This is a genomic window from Jeotgalibacillus malaysiensis (genome assembly GCF_044789845.1).
Classification (GTDB): Bacteria; Bacillota; Bacilli; order Bacillales; family Jeotgalibacillaceae; genus Jeotgalibacillus; species Jeotgalibacillus malaysiensis_A.
In genome coordinates this window covers 3341400-3359737 of record NZ_CP085252.1, presented here as the reverse complement: position 1 = coordinate 3359737, position 18338 = coordinate 3341400, and the positions used below count along the sequence as shown (strand labels likewise).

The 18338-nt window shown below is 44.1% G+C and carries 15 protein-coding genes and 1 riboswitch; of the genes, 11 read left to right on the top strand and 4 right to left on the bottom strand.

Annotation, left to right across the window (positions count from 1 at the left end; all coding sequences use genetic code 11):
• Positions 1 to 87: 87 nt before the first annotated feature.
• The 9 genes from LG330_RS17355 to LG330_RS17315 all read left to right on the top strand — a co-directional run bounded on the left by LG330_RS17355 (position 88) and on the right by LG330_RS17315 (position 8475).
• A complete protein-coding gene (locus LG330_RS17355) occupies positions 88 to 1242 on the top strand; it encodes a CynX/NimT family MFS transporter (protein ID WP_404406095.1) in 1155 nt (384 codons plus the stop codon).
• 57 nt (positions 1243 to 1299) lie between these two features.
• The gene (locus LG330_RS17350) at positions 1300 to 1632 is read left to right on the top strand and encodes a thioredoxin family protein (RefSeq protein WP_404406093.1); all 333 of its coding nucleotides are present in this window, start codon (positions 1300 to 1302) and stop codon (positions 1630 to 1632) included.
• A 94-nt stretch (positions 1633 to 1726) separates the two neighbouring features.
• Positions 1727 to 2458, top strand: a complete 732-nt coding sequence (locus tag LG330_RS17345) for a phosphate ABC transporter ATP-binding protein (RefSeq protein WP_404406091.1) — start codon at positions 1727 to 1729, stop codon at positions 2456 to 2458.
• Positions 2455 to 3213 (top strand): ABC transporter permease, encoded by a 759-nt coding sequence (locus tag LG330_RS17340; protein ID WP_404406089.1) that lies wholly within the window; start codon positions 2455 to 2457, stop codon positions 3211 to 3213. Before LG330_RS17345 ends, LG330_RS17340 begins: the two co-directional genes overlap by 4 nt.
• A gap of 58 nt (positions 3214 to 3271) precedes the next feature.
• Positions 3272 to 3356: riboswitch (cyclic di-GMP riboswitch) on the top strand.
• Positions 3357 to 3397: 41 nt separating this feature from the next.
• Positions 3398 to 4270, top strand: coding sequence for an amidase (locus LG330_RS17335; RefSeq protein ID WP_404406087.1), 873 nt, complete (start codon positions 3398 to 3400; stop codon positions 4268 to 4270).
• Between the two features lie 125 nt (positions 4271 to 4395).
• Positions 4396 to 4947: a hypothetical protein gene (locus tag LG330_RS17330; RefSeq protein ID WP_404406085.1), complete on the top strand. Its 552-nt coding sequence runs from the start codon at positions 4396 to 4398 to the stop codon at positions 4945 to 4947.
• A gap of 143 nt (positions 4948 to 5090) precedes the next feature.
• Positions 5091 to 6023, top strand: coding sequence for a diguanylate cyclase (locus LG330_RS17325; protein WP_404406083.1), 933 nt, complete (start codon positions 5091 to 5093; stop codon positions 6021 to 6023).
• Complete coding sequence (locus LG330_RS17320) at positions 6023 to 7057, top strand: HEAT repeat domain-containing protein (protein WP_404406081.1); 1035 nt, start codon at positions 6023 to 6025, stop codon at positions 7055 to 7057. Before LG330_RS17325 ends, LG330_RS17320 begins: the two co-directional genes overlap by 1 nt.
• Positions 7057 to 8475: a glycosyltransferase gene (locus LG330_RS17315; protein ID WP_404406079.1), complete on the top strand. Its 1419-nt coding sequence runs from the start codon at positions 7057 to 7059 to the stop codon at positions 8473 to 8475. The genes LG330_RS17320 and LG330_RS17315 overlap by 1 nt, the downstream gene beginning before the upstream one ends.
• 38 nt (positions 8476 to 8513) lie before the next feature.
• Here the strand turns inward: LG330_RS17315 and LG330_RS17310 are convergent, their stop codons facing one another.
• The 3 genes from LG330_RS17310 to LG330_RS17300 all read right to left on the bottom strand — a co-directional run bounded on the left by LG330_RS17310 (position 8514) and on the right by LG330_RS17300 (position 13211).
• The gene (locus LG330_RS17310) at positions 8514 to 10616 is read right to left on the bottom strand and encodes a hypothetical protein (RefSeq protein ID WP_404406077.1); all 2103 of its coding nucleotides are present in this window, start codon (positions 10614 to 10616) and stop codon (positions 8514 to 8516) included.
• A gap of 97 nt (positions 10617 to 10713) precedes the next feature.
• Positions 10714 to 12318, bottom strand: coding sequence for an ABC transporter permease (locus LG330_RS17305; protein ID WP_404406075.1), 1605 nt, complete (start codon positions 12316 to 12318; stop codon positions 10714 to 10716).
• A complete protein-coding gene (locus tag LG330_RS17300; RefSeq protein WP_404406073.1) occupies positions 12315 to 13211 on the bottom strand; it encodes an ATP-binding cassette domain-containing protein in 897 nt (298 codons plus the stop codon). Before LG330_RS17300 ends, LG330_RS17305 begins: the two co-directional genes overlap by 4 nt.
• Before the next feature lie 159 nt (positions 13212 to 13370).
• On the opposite strand from LG330_RS17300, the gene LG330_RS17295 reads away from it, so the two are divergent.
• Positions 13371 to 13955, top strand: coding sequence for a TetR/AcrR family transcriptional regulator (locus LG330_RS17295; RefSeq protein WP_404406071.1), 585 nt, complete (start codon positions 13371 to 13373; stop codon positions 13953 to 13955).
• A 32-nt stretch (positions 13956 to 13987) separates the two neighbouring features.
• Here LG330_RS17295 and LG330_RS17290 read toward each other — a convergent pair whose 3' ends face one another.
• Positions 13988 to 14353 (bottom strand): PH domain-containing protein, encoded by a 366-nt coding sequence (locus LG330_RS17290; protein ID WP_404406069.1) that lies wholly within the window; start codon positions 14351 to 14353, stop codon positions 13988 to 13990.
• Positions 14354 to 14621: 268 nt separating this feature from the next.
• Here LG330_RS17290 and LG330_RS17285 point away from each other — a divergent pair, with 268 nt between their 5' ends.
• On the top strand, positions 14622 to 18305 hold the full coding sequence (locus LG330_RS17285; RefSeq protein WP_404406067.1) for a chitobiase/beta-hexosaminidase C-terminal domain-containing protein: 3684 nt from the start codon (positions 14622 to 14624) through the stop codon (positions 18303 to 18305).
• Positions 18306 to 18338 lie beyond the last annotated feature (33 nt).

Below are 18338 nucleotides of genomic sequence, written 5' to 3'. Positions count from 1 at the left end.
GAGATTCACAGTAAAAAGCAGTAAGGTTAATAGAGAGCTTTGCCACTCCGGCAAAGCTCTTATTCTTGAAACGGGCAGGTGAACAGGATGAAGATCTGGATGTACATCATTGCATTATTTCTTATATCGATCAATTTGAGACCGGCGATTACATCTGTAGCGCCACTTTTAGATACAATTCAGCAGGATCTTGGCATGAGCGGGACGACTGCAGGACTTTTAACGACACTGCCTGTATTATGTATGGGGATCTTTGCGCCTTTTGCGACTAAAATCAGTGAACGCGTTGGACTTGAACGCGGAATCTTTTATTCTCTCGTATTAATTACAATTGCTACTGCATTAAGAGGATTTTTCGGTACGGTTCCATTATTGATTGTGACGGCATTTTTAGCAGGTGTTGGAATTGGTGTCGCGGGACCGCTTGTATCAGGTTTTATTAAGCAGTATTTTCCGACAAAGCCTGGGGTCGTAGGTGTTTATACAGTATCAATGGCAATTGGTGCAGGCAGTGCGACCGGCATTTCAGCACCTATTTACGAATCACTCGGCAACTGGGAGCCTGCGCTTGCGATCTGGGCAGTGCTTGGACTGGCTGCAATGGTTGTGTGGATCAGATTTCCCGGTAAAAAGCAGTCAGGTCTGCCTGAGAAAACCGAGCTGCCTTGGACAAGCGGACGCGCGTGGCTCATTTTATTATTCTTCGGACTGATGTCGAGTATTTTCTACTCTGTCACTGCCTGGGGTGCGCCGATTATTCAGAGTATGGGCTATAACTCTGTCGTGGCAGGCTCTATGTTAACAGCATTTGTCCTGATTCAGATTCCGTCATCATTCATTATTCCAAGTCTTGTAGCGAGATTCGGCTATGTGTTTCCAACCTTAATCGGCTGTACCGTGATTGAACTGACCGGCGTTATTTTGCTGATCGCAGGCGGTCAGCCTTTAGTCGCAATGCTTCTAATCGGGCTTGGTGCAGGCGGTCTGTTCCCGCTCGCATTAATGTTGCCGATTATTGAAACGGATTCTTACCAGAAAGCGAGTGCATGGGCTGCCATGTCACAGGGCGGCGGGTACGTCATTTCTGCACTTGGGCCACTTGGTGTAGGGGTAGTCTATGATCTGACCGGGAGCTATATCAACGCGCTTTACGGTATGACGGCCATTATTTGTATGATGGGTGTCCTTCAGGTGATGCTATGGATAACAGCTGATCGTACAACCCTCAAAAAACAGCACTGATCACCGGTATGGTTTGAATCAATGATGGGTAATTAAAATGATAGAGGTGACCCGAATATGAGAGCATATACTGAAGTTCGTTCAAATGAAGAATTGGATAGTATGATGAATCAACCGTTAAGCGTGGTGTATATATCAAGAAATGGCTGCAGTGTCTGTCACGCCCTTCTTCCAAAAATTCAGCAGGTCATGGAAGAATATCCGGAGGTTGAATTCGCTCATATCCTTGTCGATGAGTACGAAGAAGTGGCAGGAAGGTTGTCAATCTTCACTGCACCGGTCGTCCTGATATTCTCTAAAGGAAAAGAACTGTTAAGAGATGCACGATTTATTAGGGTTGAGGAATTCAGGGAATCGTTAGATAAAATGACTGTTCTTATGGAAGAGTAAAAAGGCAGGCTGATCAGCTTGCCTTTTTGTGATTTATTTATTATCATTATTACATTACAATTATTATAAATAAGAGAAAAAGGAAGTAATGATCATGACAAAGGATGCTCAGGCTGCCATTCAGTTCAGCCATGTAAATTATCAATCAGGTGATACGAAAATTCTGCATGACGTCACCGGGTGGTTTCCGAAAAACAGAATTACGACACTTGTCGGTCCGTCAGGGGCAGGGAAAACCACGTTGTTCAGGCTCTGTAACGGGCTGATTTCTCCTGATTCAGGTGACATATATATAGATGATAAAAAGATCTCTACTTACGAACCGGTTGAACTCAGAAGGAAAGTAGGCATCGCCCTGCAGACAGCAACAATGGTGCCTGGAACCGTCCGTAAAAACATGGCACTGCCATTTGAACTGCAGGGGAATGAGCTTCCTGCAGAAACTGCAGAAGAGATGATCAGGCTCGTTGGTCTTGATGAAAGTTTTCTCGAGCGGGATGCAAAAGATCTGTCAGGCGGTCAGCGCCAGAAGGTGTCAATTGCCCGGACGCTTGTGATGAAGCCGGAGATTTTGTTGCTTGATGAGATCACATCCTCACTGGACAGGGTCTCACAGCAGGAGATAGAAGAATTGATTGTCAGAATTAATGAGACCTATCATACGACGATTATGTGGATCACACATAATCTCAGACAGGCACTTTCGATCGGTGAATACACGTGGGTGATGATGGACGGCGAGTTAGTTGAGACTGGAGAAAGCACTCTGCTGAAGGATCCACAGAACCCAAGAGTTCAAACGTTTGTAAAGGGGGAAGCGGAATGAGTTTTCTGTTACTTGGTTTATCACTCGTATTTGTCTTAATCCCCCTTGTGTTATCAAGAACGTTGAATCTTGGACTTGAGAAGGACGCTGTCGTTGCAACGATCAGAGCAATCATTCAGCTGCTTGCAGTCGGTTATATTCTGCAGTTTGTATTTGATGCCGAGAACTTTTTCTATATTTTCTTAATGGTTGTCTTGATGATCGGAGCTGCTGTACAGAATGCGCGTAAAAAAGGTGTCTCAATCAAAGGGATTACGTGGAAGCTGGTTGTTACGTTTGTGTTTATTGAAATCTTAACGCAGGGCATTTTACTCGGTCTTAATATTACGCCGGCGACTGCACAGTATATCATTCCAATCAGTGGTATGGTGATCGGAAATTCGATGGTATTGTCGATCTTATTCTTAAACCGTTTTACATCTGAAATAGATTCCAGAGAAGCTGAGACGGAACTTATCCTGTCACTGGGCGGTACGCCAAAGCAGGCGATTCACCGTCCGCTGATTTCATCGATTCAGGCAAGTACGATTCCGACAATTGAAAGCCAGAAGACGATCGGACTTGTGCAGCTCCCGGGCATGATGAGCGGTCAGATTATAGCAGGGGCAGATCCGCTTCAGGCAGTGATGTTCCAGCTGTTAATTATCTTCCTGTTACTAACGACAGCCGTCGTGACAAGTGCAATGCTCGGATTTCTATCCTATCCGACTTTGTTTAATGAGCGTATGCAGCTGATGAAGCCTGAGAAAAAATAAAGCAAATTATTTTTGCGTAGACGTACACCTGGAATGGTCGTATAATTTTTAAAAATGAATCTGATAAGGGCAAACTTCTCCGAAAGGAAAGGACGCAAAGCCGTGAGCCTGTCTGTTATTCAAATGGTTGTCTGGCTGCCGGGTTCTCATTCTATGAGGACCACCTTATAGAATGGAGGACAACGTGAAAAAGGTGATTTGTTCTGCGCTATTATGTCTGATTGTAGGAATGGTGTGCAGTATGGCAATACCGGCAAAAGCTTCAACCATTGAAAGAGCCACATGGTTATGGAATCCGTGGTCATTGATTGATGGAACGCCTGACACACTGGACTTTTTAACTGAAAAACAGGTAACGAAAGTATATGTACAGATTGACCGTGACGTCTCTGCTGATGTCTACAGGTCATTTATTCAAGGTGCGACAGCAAGAGAAATCGATGTGTACGCGCTTGATGGTGCGCCGGACTGGGCTGCGCCAAAAGGATATCTGCAGCTGAGACAGCTGCTTGGCTGGGTAGAGCAATATCAGATGGCCTCACAAGCAGACGCTGACTTTAAGGGCATTCATCTGGATGTTGAGCCGTACCTTTACAGCGGGTGGAATTCAAAACGTGCGACTGTCATTAAAGCTTATCAGTCTCTGATGAAAGAAGCGGCTGTTAAAGCAGGTCAGTTAAATATCCGGATGGAAGCGGACGTTCCTTTCTGGTTTGATGAGATTAAATTTAAAAACACATACGGAAGCGGGCTGCTTTCTGACTGGGTACAACAGCAGACTGATGGCATTACCATTATGGCTTACCGTGATACAGCTTCAGCCATCACCCCTTTAACCCTGCATGAGCTGACAGTTGGTCAAAAACTTGGAAAGCCTGTTGTGATTGGTGTAGAAACAGACCAGACAGCAGAAGGCGATTATCTGACGTTTTATCAGGAAGGTGAAACCGTCATGAATCGCGAGTTGAACCATGTCTATCAGCAGGTGAAGGGATATACAAGCTTTAAAGGTTTTGCAATTCATCATACCGAAAGCTGGAAAGCGCTTAAACCTTAGATCTAAAAGAACTTTTCCGAAATTTACGGGAAAGTTCTTTTTAATTGTAAAAAGAGAGTATAATAGGGAAAAAAGAACGAAAAAGAGCAGTGTAAATACGAATATTTACATAGGATGTGGCGCAGATGAGTATGAAATATCAGGAAATGTTAAATAAGCGTATTGAGCAGACGGTAATGGAATGGGGTACGAAAGATGCCGTTACTGAAGATGAATGCTATCGTTTTTTCCATGGTTTAAAAGGCACGGCGGGCACGATCGGTCTGATGGATTTATCTAATCAGGCAGAGCAGGCGCTATCCGAGCTGAATGAAGATGGTACGAGAGTACTGACAGGGAATGAATGGAGAAGATTTTTTACCCTTGAGCAGTCAGAAGCATTTATTCAGGAGTCAGCAACGATCGAACAGATGGAAGAATTGCAGAGTGACCTGAATGAACAGCCTGAAGATATCCCATTTATCCTGATGATTGAAAAGGATGTTGAATTTATCAAAAGGATGAAGGGTTTTCTTGAAGAACATGATTTTCAGGTGATTACCTCAGTCAACCTCTCAAAAGGGCTCGAGCATTATTATGATCTTTCTCCGGATTTACTGATTGTGGATCTTGATCTGCTGTCTGAAGGAGAAGAACAATTAATTAGTGAAATGATGAAAAAGCCAGGAAAGATTTAACGCCAATTATCCTTGTCAGCAGTGAGCTGACGGATGAGAAAAGAATAGCGGCATATGAGACCGGTGTACTTGATGTCATCGGAAAACCGATTAATGAAAATATCATTATTCCGTTTTTGAAAAACAGGATCTTTCAGCGGAATATGCTGCTCGGACAAATCAGAAATGACTTCCTGACCGGCGCATTAAAAAGAGATTGTCTGGATAATGAAGTGCTTCACATCACAAAGAGAATAGCTGATGGAGAGATGGATTCCGCTGTTTTTGCGATGATTGATCTCGATCATTTTAAACAGGTGAATGACTCATACGGACATCCTGCAGGAGATGAAGTACTGAAAGCTTTTGCGAAAATAATCATGGACACTAAAGACCCCGGAGATCGGTTAATCCGGTTTGGGGGAGAAGAATTTTCAGTGATTTTTCCTGATACGACATATGAAGAGGCTGAGAAAAAGATTCAGCTGTGGCGGGAGTCTTTTAACCAGTACGTCTTTACAGCGGGAGAGCAGGAATTCAACGTTCAGTTCTCAGCGGGACTTCATGAGTGGCACAGTGCGGTTCATGTAAAAGAAATTCTGGATTGCGCTGATAAATCTCTTTATTTTGCAAAAGAAAACGGACGTAATTGTACAGTCCGCTACTCAGAAGTAGTCAGGCTGCAGCTGGCAACAGAGCAGATGATGCTGATAGTCGTGGATGATGATGAATTAGTGAGAGAAATGCTGAAGGATCATTTTGAACGGCGCGGTAAAGTCGGCGGCCGGGCAGTCGATATAAAAACCTATGCAAACGGCGTCGACTTTCTTCAGGGAGACTGGTATGTCGCAGGGAAGAAATATATGATTCTGCTCGATGGGATGATGCCAAAAATGGATGGAATTGAAGTGCTTGCTAAGCTGCGCGAATCATATGGCACAAGGAATATTCTCGTATCCATGCTGACTGCAAGGCAGGGTGATCAGGAAGTTGAAAGAGCGCTTGGACTTGGCGCGGATGATTATATGGTAAAGCCTTTTAATGTGCGTGAAGTGGCTTCGAGAATTGACCGTATGATGGAAAGGATGTTCAGTTAATGATCACAGTGATTTTATGGATTTCAGGTGCGTTTTTGCTGCTGCAGGTCATTGTGCTGATGTATCTATCTATTTCCAAGCAAAAAGGAATCCATCATGATCAGGAGGTTTTAAGAGTTTATCAGCAGGTGCTGAGTCCCTATCTTTCTTATCTGGCCGGAGAGGCAGAACAGGAGCCTTCACTGCCTGCAGATGAGCAGATCCGTGTGAAGGTACTTGAAAAACTATTATCAAAGTATGCATCTAACATCAAGGGTGCTGAAAATGAACAGCGGATGAGGAAGACAGCTGAACGTTACCTTACGGATTATTACCGGCACATTCTGCAAAAGGGTAGCTGGGCAGAACGGGTGAACACACTTTTCTTTATTGAAGACTATCAAATGAAAGCTTTGCAGGCGGATGTGAAAACTCATTACCTTTCACTTAAAGATAAGGATGAAGAGTACAGACAGTCACTGAGGGTGCTGGCGGCATTTGGTGACGACAGTGTGCTCGAGATGCTGAAAAGCGACACATCTATTTCGATCGGTTTTATGAAGGAATGCTTCAGAAGACTGCCGCAAGCGTCCATTGAAAAACTGAAAAAGGATCAGGAGCTGCCCGCGCCGGTAAAGCTCAGTCTGATTTCTTATTTCGGAGAAACAGGTTACTACGAGCATCTGCCTTATGTTGAATTTCATCTTACACATGAAGAAAAAGAAGTACGTCTGAAAGCGCTGGCGGCTCTATGCCAGTACAGATATATTTCATCAGCAGATAAGATCTCGGCATTTCTAAATTCTGAAGTGTGGGAGGAAAGAATGTATGCAGCAAGGCTTTCAGGACTGCTGCAGCTGACGAGATACTCAACAACCCTCATGAAGCTTGCGGGAGATTCAAACTGGTGGGTGCGATTTGCTGCTTGTGAGGCACTTAAGCAGATGCCGGACGGTGAGATTTTGCTTACCTTTGCAGCTGAAGGGCACGAGGATCTGTATGCAAGGGATATGGCAAAACAGCTTCAGACTTTAAGAACGGGGGTGAGCAGATAATGGATTGGTTAAATTGGCTCGTTTATACTGCTGCCATCGTGATCATTATTTATATGGCTGCTGTTTCCCTGCTTTATATCGGCATGTTTCTGGTGGCTGGACCGCGTATCAGAAAAGAGCGTCAGCTGAACAGGGAAGCGCATATTGAAGAAATTTCGATGAATAAGGATACTTTTCCGGTCTCGGTATTAGTCCCTGCTTACAATGAGGAAGTCGGTGTTGTCAGCACGGCGAGATCGATGCTTGCTTTGAATTATCCGCAGTTTGAAGTCATTGTCATCGATGACGGCTCCTCAGATCAGACGAGTGAGCGCGTCATTACTGAATTCAGAATGAAGGAAATTGACCTGGCGATCCGTCGTTACTTTGATACGGCAGAGGTTGAACGTGCTTACCAGTCTACATTATTTCCGCACCTCTTTTTGATTCAGAAGCAAAATGGAGGAAAAGCGGATGCGCTGAATGCAGGAATCAACTTTTCAAAATACCCTTATTTTGCAGCGATAGATGGTGATTCATTATTAGACAGGGATGCGTTGTTAAAAACAATGAAGCCGATCATTGATTCAAATGGAAAAGTAACGGCAACAGGTGGAACGGTCCGGATTGCTAATGGCTCAAGGATCGTCAGAAGTGAAGTGGAAGAGATCGCTCTGCCGAAAACGCCAATTGTGCTGATGCAGATTATTGAATACTTCAGAGCATTTTTAATTGGCCGTCTGGGCTTAAGCAGAATGAATATGCTGCTGATTGTGTCAGGTGCATTCGGTGTATTTGAGAAAAACCGTGTGATTAAAGCTGGCGGCTATAAGGTAAATACTGTCGGTGAGGATATGGAACTCATTGTCCGGATGCATAAGTCGATTAAAGATGAGCGGTCTGATCAAAGAATTGAGTATATACAGGATCCGGTATGCTGGACGGAAGCACCTTCTACTGTAAGCTCTCTCAGATCTCAGCGCAGAAGGTGGCAAAGGGGACTCGCGGAGACGTTATGGACCCATAAATCGATGCTGTTAAACCCGAAATACAAAGGGATCGGTCTTTTTGCACTTCCGTATTATTTATTTGTGGAGCTATTGAGTGCGATTTTTGAATTGCTTGGGTATGTGATTATCATCGCGGGGCTGATCTTTGCGTTTATTTCCTGGGAAATCACGCTGATTATGTTCATTGCAACCGTTGTGTACGGCTCGTTGATTTCAAGTCTGGCAGTACTGCTTGAAGAATGGACGTATCATAAGTATCCTGATGTAAAAAGTCTGCTGAAGTTATTTGCGTGGTCTTTAACAGAAGCGTTCTGGTATCGTCCGCTCACCGTTTTATGGAGATGTGAAGGTCTGATTGCTGCAATCCGCCAGAAAGGTTCATGGGGGAACATGCAGCGTAAAGGGATTTCTGAAGAGGAAGCGGCGTAATAAAACCCCTGAAGCATGTAAAGCTTCAGGGGTTTTGTTTATTGAATTGTGCTGAAAAATTCCTGCAGCACATCGTAGGAAGACTTTAATCTTGGTTCAGACTGAGGGAGGTCCCACTTCTCCCATGCATAGGATTCAAAAGGTGTCTGCTCTGTAATGGTGTTCTCATCATTGTGATAGACAGCTGCTGACAGTCTGATTTCATCAATTGTCATTGATGCTGCTACCCCATCTTCACGCAAATCACCGATAAATTCATGTTGACTCGGATCCCTTGCATTTAACAGCATCCAGGGAAGCCGGATCTCGAGCAGACCATCTTCAGTAAAGTAATAGTCTGCAAGTGAATCATACTGTTCATGATCAGGATCTCCAATCCCGTACTTCAGCTGTCCCGTTTCATAGCTCTCAAAAGGCATCACTTCCCCGGTATCAGGTCTCGTGAATTCACGGTTGAGTGCAAGGCGAATAGGGTGAAACTCATCGAGCGCTTCGTTCTCCGGGATCATTTCGAGTCTCTCTGCATAATCAAAATAAAATGAATCGTAGTCTCCTGCTACTTCAAGCTGGCCTTCCTGATCATTGATTCTTGCCCTGAAATCAGCATTACCCTGATCAGTTTCAATTCCTTCATCAGTGCGAATACTGATGTATAGGTCGAGCGCTTGATTACGCCAAAAATCCTGCGAGAGATCCTGCAAATCGATTTGAAGGTATAAATACCGCTCATCATGTAATGCGCTTAATTGTTGGATTGCCCCGTCATACTCACCGAGCAGTGAAGCATCTTCATCTTTTCCCCCGTTAATTCTGCCAAGGTGCCGGTCAAAGCTGAGCAAACCGAATTGCTGCTCGTTTGTCTGGGCATTTGACCAGAAAGGTCTTCTGTCGGGATTATCATAATCCATCGTATTCCATGTTCGCTTGAACCACTCGTCCTGCCATGTGAACACAAGGCCTCCGAGCATATCAAGATGCATGATATCTTCGTAAAGACTTGTCAGGATTTCTCCCTGCTCTCTTTCTTCAATAAAGCCCTGGTTCCAGCCAAAGGGATTTTTGTGTGTCATCCCTCTTGAAGCAGGAATTCCGAACTCAGAAATCAAAATAGGCAGCTCGTGGCTTTCTTTTAAATCCTTTAAGTAGCCTGCATAATTATTCTGTTCACCACGGTGGTCAATGAACTCTGTATAGTCCTCTTCAAGGTTCAGAAAATCAGGGTAATATGGGTAGACGTGATAGGAAGCAAACATCCCTGCTTCCATGGCGTCACCTGTCACTGCAATGTGATTCGGATCGACAGTAGCCATATCTTCTTCCTCTGAAGGTTCAGCGGGATGAGTCAGATTGTCTGTTGTTACCCAGTTTGTGAAGCTTAAGGGACGCATACTTTGATATTCTTCAATTTCGTAATGAACGAGAAACTCAAACTGTTCCGCCAGCCAGATTTCCATTGGATCCGCGCCGCTTGTAGAGATATATTCTCCCTTAAAGTCCCCCATATCCGGATAAATATTTTTCATATTGTCTACCATTTCAGGGTACCACTCGACTCCGATCATCCATCCGATCACATAAGGAGAAACATCACTTGTATAGGTCCCGTGTGCGTGTCCGGGTTCCGGTGCAACGACACCATCACCGTGGATCGCGTCTGCAATATGAGTGATTTCATCCTGAAACAACTGCACACTCTCTTCATTAAAAGCATCCAGTGTTTCCACAAGTTGTTCTTCTTCAGCCCAGACACCGTGCATAATATAAAGCGGATTTTCAGCAGACGCATTATGTTCCGCCAAAGCATCATAAAAAGCAGGAGGGTGAAGCGTATAAACCCTTACCGTATTAGCATTCATCTCGCCGATCATCTCAAACCAGCTGAGGTATTCTTCTTTTGTGATCGCTGCTTCACCCGGGAATGTACCAGGCTTCGCCATACCCATATTGACACCTTTTACAGTGAAAGGATCCCATTTGCCGTCCTGGTAAATTTCATAATGGTCCCCACTAATTCGTGCAGGGTACTCAATTTCATTATGCACGGCCTGTTCGGGTAGGGAGGCAGGCTGATTCAGATAAAAAATGAGCGCCGCAGCTACTATAACAATTGAAAGTGAAACGAGCACAATGATCTTCTTCAAATGATAATCTCCAATCTATCCCATGTTAATATAATCATAGGATGAAAGACTTGGTTTCACAAGTGAAGAATCTGTGGATAGTGTGCCTATTGTGCTACTAGCCTCTCAAGTCGCGGGACTGGTACCCTTTTAGTCCAATTAACAGCAAAGCGCCAGCAATGATCATCAGCAGAAAGAGAGATAAGAGATTTAGGTCCTCCCCCGGTATCTGCGGCACATGACCAAACGGTGACAGCTTGCCCGGCCATTCAGGCAGCTGTAAAAGCCCGCCGAGATAGACGACAAGAAATGAGTAGATTAAATAACCCCATGCAACAGAAGCGATTCCCGGTTTAAGACCTGTGAATAATGCACCAAGACCGATCATCACCCAGATCGCAGGCAGATAAACGAGCCCTGATAACATGACTGTTCCAAATGACATCGGCTCATCCATCACCGGAACAGATGCGCCCCATAGGCTGATAGTTGCAATGACCATCATCAATGAGCCGAACAGTACAGAAATGACCAGATAGCTCAAAAACACTTTTTGTCTTGAAACGGCCCGTGCGTATAAGTTTTCCATCCGGTTTTTGTTTTCCTCAGATTTTAATTTGAAGAAAAACATCAGTGCCGGCACTGCAGCCATCATAGACATGATCGCCATCAGCATAGAAACAAATTGTTCTGTCAGTGTGAGCCCGCTATCCGGATCAACCATATTGCTGAGCATCTCATTGCTCCCGAAAAACGACTCCAGGTCACCGAGTACTGAACCATAAGAAGCGCCAATTGCCATCAGTGCAACGCCCCATACAATGATGCTTGTTCGGAGCAGTCTGAGTGCGAGTCCGAACGGGCTGAGTAACAGCGGAGACGCATGGCGCCGCCCGGGTCTTGCAGGCAGCAGGCCACTGCCAAGATCTCTTTTTGACAGGAGGCTGAAAGCGGCACCGACAAGTAACAAGCTGCCTGCAATCAGGATTAGCACCGGGCTGACGTAATTGTTCACGTATACTTCAGTTTTAAGCCCCCAGCCAAGTGGGGAAAGCCAGGATACAGTTTCGTTACTGACATCACCAAGTGCTCTTACAATATAGGAGACGCCGAGGATTAAGAAAGCGAATCCTGTTGTTCCTCGGCTGCTTTCAGCCAGCTGAGCAAAAAACGCGGTCACTCCTGCAAAGAACAGACCCGTCGCGCCAATCGCTGCACCGTATAAAAACGAATCTGATGCAGGAAGGGTATCTATGCCAAGCAAAGTTAAAGAAGCGCCAAGTGCCAGTGCAAGGATCAGCTGTGAGAGTCCGATCGTGATCAGTACGGCAGTTAATGGTGCGAGTCTGCCTGCAGGAAGTGATCCAATCATCTCCTGGCGGCCATCCTCTTCATCGCCACGTGTGTGTCTGGCTGTCAAAAGGATTGTCATCACTGCGGCTAAAATAGCTGTGAAAAGCAGCATCTGATGAGCCATCATTGGGCCGGTTGTATAATTTTCAAGTCCATAACCGGGTCCGACCATCGCAGTCATTGCAGGGTTTCTCATCGTTTCAGCTACTGCTATCCGTTCAGCCTCTGACTGATACAGATCCTCAAATGCCCAAGCAGTCAGAAGGGTTAGAGCAGTAATGGAAAGAATCCAGATGACCAATCTAAGGAGGTCAGTCCGCAAATAAAATTTGATTAACGCACCGGTCTGATGAAAAGATTTCCGATTCATGTCCGATCACTTCCTGTCCCCTCATAGTGGCGCATAAATAGGTCCTCAAGTGTTGGCGGGGTGCTCTCCAGTCTGAGAATGCCAAGTGTACTGACTTTTTTGATCACAAGATCCAGCGCTTCAGCATCTACCTGCAAAGATGTACCTTTCTCAGTTTCAACTACCTCATGCACGCCCTGGATGTCCCTGATGCCATTTAGCGGCTCTTTTGTTTCTACAATTAAATTTGTTCTTGTTAAATGCCGCATATCTTCGAGTGAACCGGATTCAATAATTTCCCCCTGCCTGATAATCGCAACACGGTCGCACAGGCGCTCTACCTCAGAAAGAATATGACTCGAGAGCAGCACGCTTTTTCCTTCTGCTTTTGCTTTTAGCACATATTCCTGAAATACACGCTCCATTAATGGATCAAGCCCGGAAGTCGGTTCGTCAAGAATGAAAAGCTCAGCATCTGAAGCAAAAGCAGCTACAAGTGCTACCTTCTGACGGTTTCCTTTTGAGTAGGTACGGCACTTCTTCGTTGGGTCCAGCTGAAATTTTTCAATCAGCTCCTGCTTTTTATCCGGGTTTTTGCTGCCCCGAAGTTTTAAAAAAAGGTCAATGACTTCACCACCCGTGAGATTCGGCCAGAGATTCGCGTCTCCTGGCACATAAGCAATCCGCTTATGAATCTCAACAGAATCCTTCCAAACATCCATACCGAAAATAGAAGCGCTGCCTGCAGTCGGTTTCAAAATGCCAAGCAGGATCCGTATGGTTGTAGATTTACCTGCTCCATTTGGTCCGATGAACCCGAAGATTTCACCTTTTCGAATAGAAAGATTTACATCATTCAGTGCCTGGAATTTACCGAATCTTTTAGATAAATGGTCAATTTGTAGAATGGTCATTGCAGACCCTCCTTTGAAAGTTATGAAATATTTATATTTATATATTTCATAATATACCTGTTTTGTTTAAAAAACAATACTTTATGAAATCAATTCGTTGTTATATTTCATAAATTTTATTACACTATTGATGAATGATATAAGAAACGAGGTGACACCATGAATGGATTTGAGCGGAGACGCGAATTGAAGAAACAGCATATTCTCCAGGCAGCAATGGAACTGTTCAGTGAACTTGGCATTCAGAAGGTTTCCATTTCAGATATTGCTAAAAAGGCACAGGTTTCTCAAGTTACCATCTATAATTACTTCGAAAGTAAGCATAACCTTATCCATGAGGTGTTTATATATTATGTAGATCAGGCATCCAATCAGTTTGAAGAAATTGTTCGGAGCGGTAAAAGTTTTCCTGACAAAATTAAAGGTCTCATTTTTAATAAAAAGCAGGTGGCAACAAATATTCATCCGGAGTTTTATCAGTACTTGATGAAAGAATATGCAGAAGAAGGCAACTATATTGAGCAGGTGTATGCTGAAAAAGCGCTGCCTTATTTCATTCAATTATTTGATGAGGGAAAAAAAGAGGGGTATGTGGATCAGAATCTGTCTGATGAAGCGATTTTGTTTTATATACAAATGATGAAGGAATACTTTCAGCGGGAAGATGTTTATGAACGTGTCCTTCCGTTGACAGAGGATATCACGAATATTTTCTTTTACGGCATTATTGGCAAAAAATCATAGCGTAAGCCCCGGCGCCGATGCCGGGGCTTATGCTAAAGAATCGCTTCTGCTAAAATACGGTCAAGCTTTCTGATATCAACCTTTTTATTTACGTTCAGCTTAAAGCGCCCGGAACGTGTCCACAGCTCAAGCTCTGCGTTCAAATCGAATGTACCACCGTTTTCAGATGAATACATATCAATCGATTTGAAAGGAATCGTATAAATCTCCACTTTTTTACCGGTAATGCCCTGTTTGTCAGCGATGAGCAGGCGTTTATTCGTGATCACCGCGGTATCACGGACGGTTTTATAAGCGACCTTCGCTTCTTCACCTTCAACAAGCAGTGCTTCGAGATCAGCGGGAACTGCCACTTCCTCAATAAATGTCCAGTTCATAATTGCTGTTAAATCTGCCATTCTATCAGCCTCCTTCCTGTTATTTTAGTAAATAAATTGATGACCGTCACCCCCAAAAATTGGTTTGTAACTACGAAATATTTAAAGATTACACAAAGTATTTGGATTGAAAAGGGGATGTTACATAAGTAAAAAGAATGTATTTTGAATCCGCTTACAAGGACTTTCTTATTAATTGTTTGTAAAGATTCTAAATATTGTGGAGAAATCCAAAGTTTTCTTATAGTATTAACGTTGCACGAATACATAACCAGGAGGTAATACATTAATGCAGCCTTACAAAAAGCACTTTGCTGTTTTTGTAGCTTTAGTCATGGTACTTAGCCTGCTGACACCTTTTTCATCTGTGTCGAAAGCGGCAGAAAGCTTTACAGAGACTTTTGATAATTGGACTCAGACTGGATCTTCTTATCTGGACGGTTCGTTTGAGGGGAATAATGGTGTGACCTGGGATTATACAGGTGGAGCTTTGCCTAATGCAACATATTCTATTGATGGAAAGGGAATGTTGTTTCGCGATGCTGGAAGTACATTGACATCTTCTGAGATTGATGGCGGGATTTCAACATTATCCCTTGATACAAAAGCTGCCTTCACTTCAGATGGTGTAAGACAGTTTGAAATCTATATCAACGAAGAATTAATTGGTACAACTGATGATGTAGCAATCGGTGCAGACCCGGTTACATTTAATTTTGACAATATTGATGTTGAAGGTCCATTTACACTTGCTCTGAAAAAAGTAGGATCTAACAGACAAATAACTGTCGACAACATCACATGGACTTCCTACGAAGACCCAACTAAAGTATCAACTGTTCAGTCAAGCGTACCTGCAGGTCAGGTAGTTGAAGGAACTGAAGTGGCGTTTTCAACGTCAACTGCAGATGCAGAGATCTTTGTTGCTCAAAATGGCGGCGAGTATGAAGCATATACCGCACCATTTACACTAACTGAAGATACTACATTTGTCGTATACGCTTCTGCAGACGGACTGGATGACAGTGACGTCAGAACATATGAGTATTCAGTTGTATCTGAAGAAAGTATTGCAGATGTAAGAAATCAGGAAATAGGTTCAATTGTGTCAACGACTGGTACAGTAAGTGCTGTATTTAACCAGGGTGGCGCAAACAACATTTACATGCAGAATGCAGGAGCTGGTATTGTTGTCAGATCAACTGCAGATGTTGCACCTGGCGATATCATTTCTGTATATGGTGAGCTTCAGGATTACAATGGACTCGCACAAATTGCAGCTGAAGCGGCTGATGTAATCGTTACTGGCCAGGAAGAGCCTCCTGCACCACAGCAGGTTCCTGAAACGGGCTTAAGTGAAGCGCTTGAAGGCACACTTGTGACAGTTTCAAATGTAAACATTGCTTCATCAGGCAGCGGTAATTACTATGGTACTGATGAATTTGGAAATGAGATTGTGATTCGTCCGGCAACAGATATGGAAATCCAGACTGGCCGTACGTATGAAGTCGTAAATGGCTTAGTAGGTGAATTTAGAGGGACGTATCAACTGGTTCCGCGTTCAGCAGATGATATCATTTTTGATACAAACCAGGTTCGCCCGGTCAAAGCTGATCCTGCAGGCGGATTTGTAGAAGAAGGTGGGACAGTTACACTTTCAACGGAAACTGAAGATGCATCAATTTATTACACGACAGACGGCTCTGTGCCGACTGAAGACAGCGCACTTTACGAAGGCGGCGTGACAATCACTGAAAACACTGATCTTAAAGCTGTAGCTGTAAAAGATGGTATGACAGCTAGTGATGTCGCTGAATTCAGCTATGTAATTCAGACAGACGATATTGAGATTCACGATATCCAGGCAGCAGAGCACTTCTCACCTTATGAAGGGCTTTCTGTTCCTAATGTGGAAGGCGTTGTCACATACGTTGTAAATGGCAGCAGCTTCTACATGCAGTCACTGACACCGGATGATGACCCGCGTACGTCAGAAGGTATTCTTGTCTATCAGAGAACCCACGGGCTGTCTGAAGGAGATCACGTTGAAGTAAGCGGAACGGTCCTTGAGTATTATGTAGAAGGATACGCAGAAAGAGCTGAAACGGATCTTCCTGTTACACAGATCGAATCAACAAACATTAATGAAATCGCATCAGGTCTTGAGCTTCCTGAACCGGTCGTGATTGGCGGCGAAAACGGAATTGAAGTACCGACTGAAGTAATTGATAATGACAACTTTGCACAATTTGATCCTGAAGAAGATGGCATTGATTTTTATGAAAGCATTGAAGGTATGCGCGTTGAGGTAGCTGGCGGTACAGCGAGCGGTCCTCAGAAGTACGGTGAAATTGCAGTGCTTCCGAATAAGGGAGATGAAGTGTATACACAGGCTGGCGGCGCTATTGTAAAGCCTGATGACTTTAACCCTGAGCGTGTGTTCCTTGATGTAGATGATGATAACTTTGTTGTTAAAACTGGCGATGAGCTGACTACATCAGCAATTGGTGTAATGAGCTATGGCTTTGGTAAGTATAAAGTGCTTGCAGGGAAAGGTCAGCTGCCTGAATTTACAGATGGCGGACTTGAGCCTGACTCTACAACAATCGAATACAAAGAAGATGAGCTGACGATCGCTTCTTATAACATTGAGAACTTCTCAGCGAATGTTTCAAATACGAGTGATGAAAAAGCACAGCGTATTGCAGATTCATTTATTAATGACCTTGGATCACCGGATATTATTGCACTGACCGAAGTCCAGGATACAAATGGTCCAACTGACGATGGTACGGTTTCAGGTGAGGGAAGCTATCAGCGCCTGATCAATGACATTATCGCACTTGGCGGTCCTGAGTATGCTTATACTGAAGTGGCTCCTGAAGACAAGCAGGACGGTGGACAGCCTGGCGGAAATATCCGTAACGGTTTCCTTTATAACCCTGAGCGCGTTCAGCTGACTGAAGGAGAGCAGGGTGGGGCAAATGATGCAATTGACGTTGTGGACGGCGAACTGACGCTGAATCCTGGACGTATTGCACCATCTGAATTCCCGAACACGCGTAAACCGGTTGTAGCTGAGTTTGAATTTAACGGCGAAGAAGTCATTGTAGTCGGTACTCACCTGAACTCTAAAGGTGGCGACCAGCCGCTATTTGGTCAGAATCAGCCGCCATTCCTTGGCAGTGAAGCTGAGCGTGTAAAACTTGCAGGTATCATCAACAGCTTTGTGCAGGATGTGCAGTCACAGACGCCAGATGCAAACATTGTGGTTGCTGGTGATATGAACGACTTCGAATTCTCTGCACCACTTGAAGCATTGAAGGGTGAAGAGCTGACAAACCTGATTGACGGAGTAGAAAAAGAAGAGCGTTACACATACAACTATGAAGGGAATGCACAGGTACTTGACCACATTCTTGTGAGTAACAACCTTGCAGACCAGACAGTATTTGATATTGTTCATATCAACTCTGACTTCATGGAAGTACACGGGCGCGCATCTGACCACGATCCGCTATTAGCGCAGATCAGCTTTGAAGCGGATGTGGAAGAACCACAGCCTGAAAAGAAAGTAATTAACCTTGCTGATTATCAGCAAAAGAAAGTTAATATCTTTGAAGATGATGTTCATATCGTTGCCGAAAAAGGTATGAACGTTGATAAGGTGATGGTTCGCGGTACAAACGTAAGCTTTGAAGGTGAAGGGCTTGAAGATCTTGAAGTTACTCTTCACGCAAAAGATGCGGGTGCAGCATATGATTTTGAAGGACATGAAGTGAAATCAGTCATTGTACAGCACAAAAACGTTGAAGTGATCAATGGAGCAGAAAATATCCAGAAGCTTGAGCTTCGCGGATCAGCGAAAAAAGCTGGCGTCATGCTTTATGATACGGATGGAAACGAAATTGAGCTTGAAAATGAAAAGCCTGGTAAGGGCAAAGGTAAAGGTAAAGGCAAGAAAGCATCATAACGAAAAACCCCTGAAATCGCTTGTGCGGCTTCA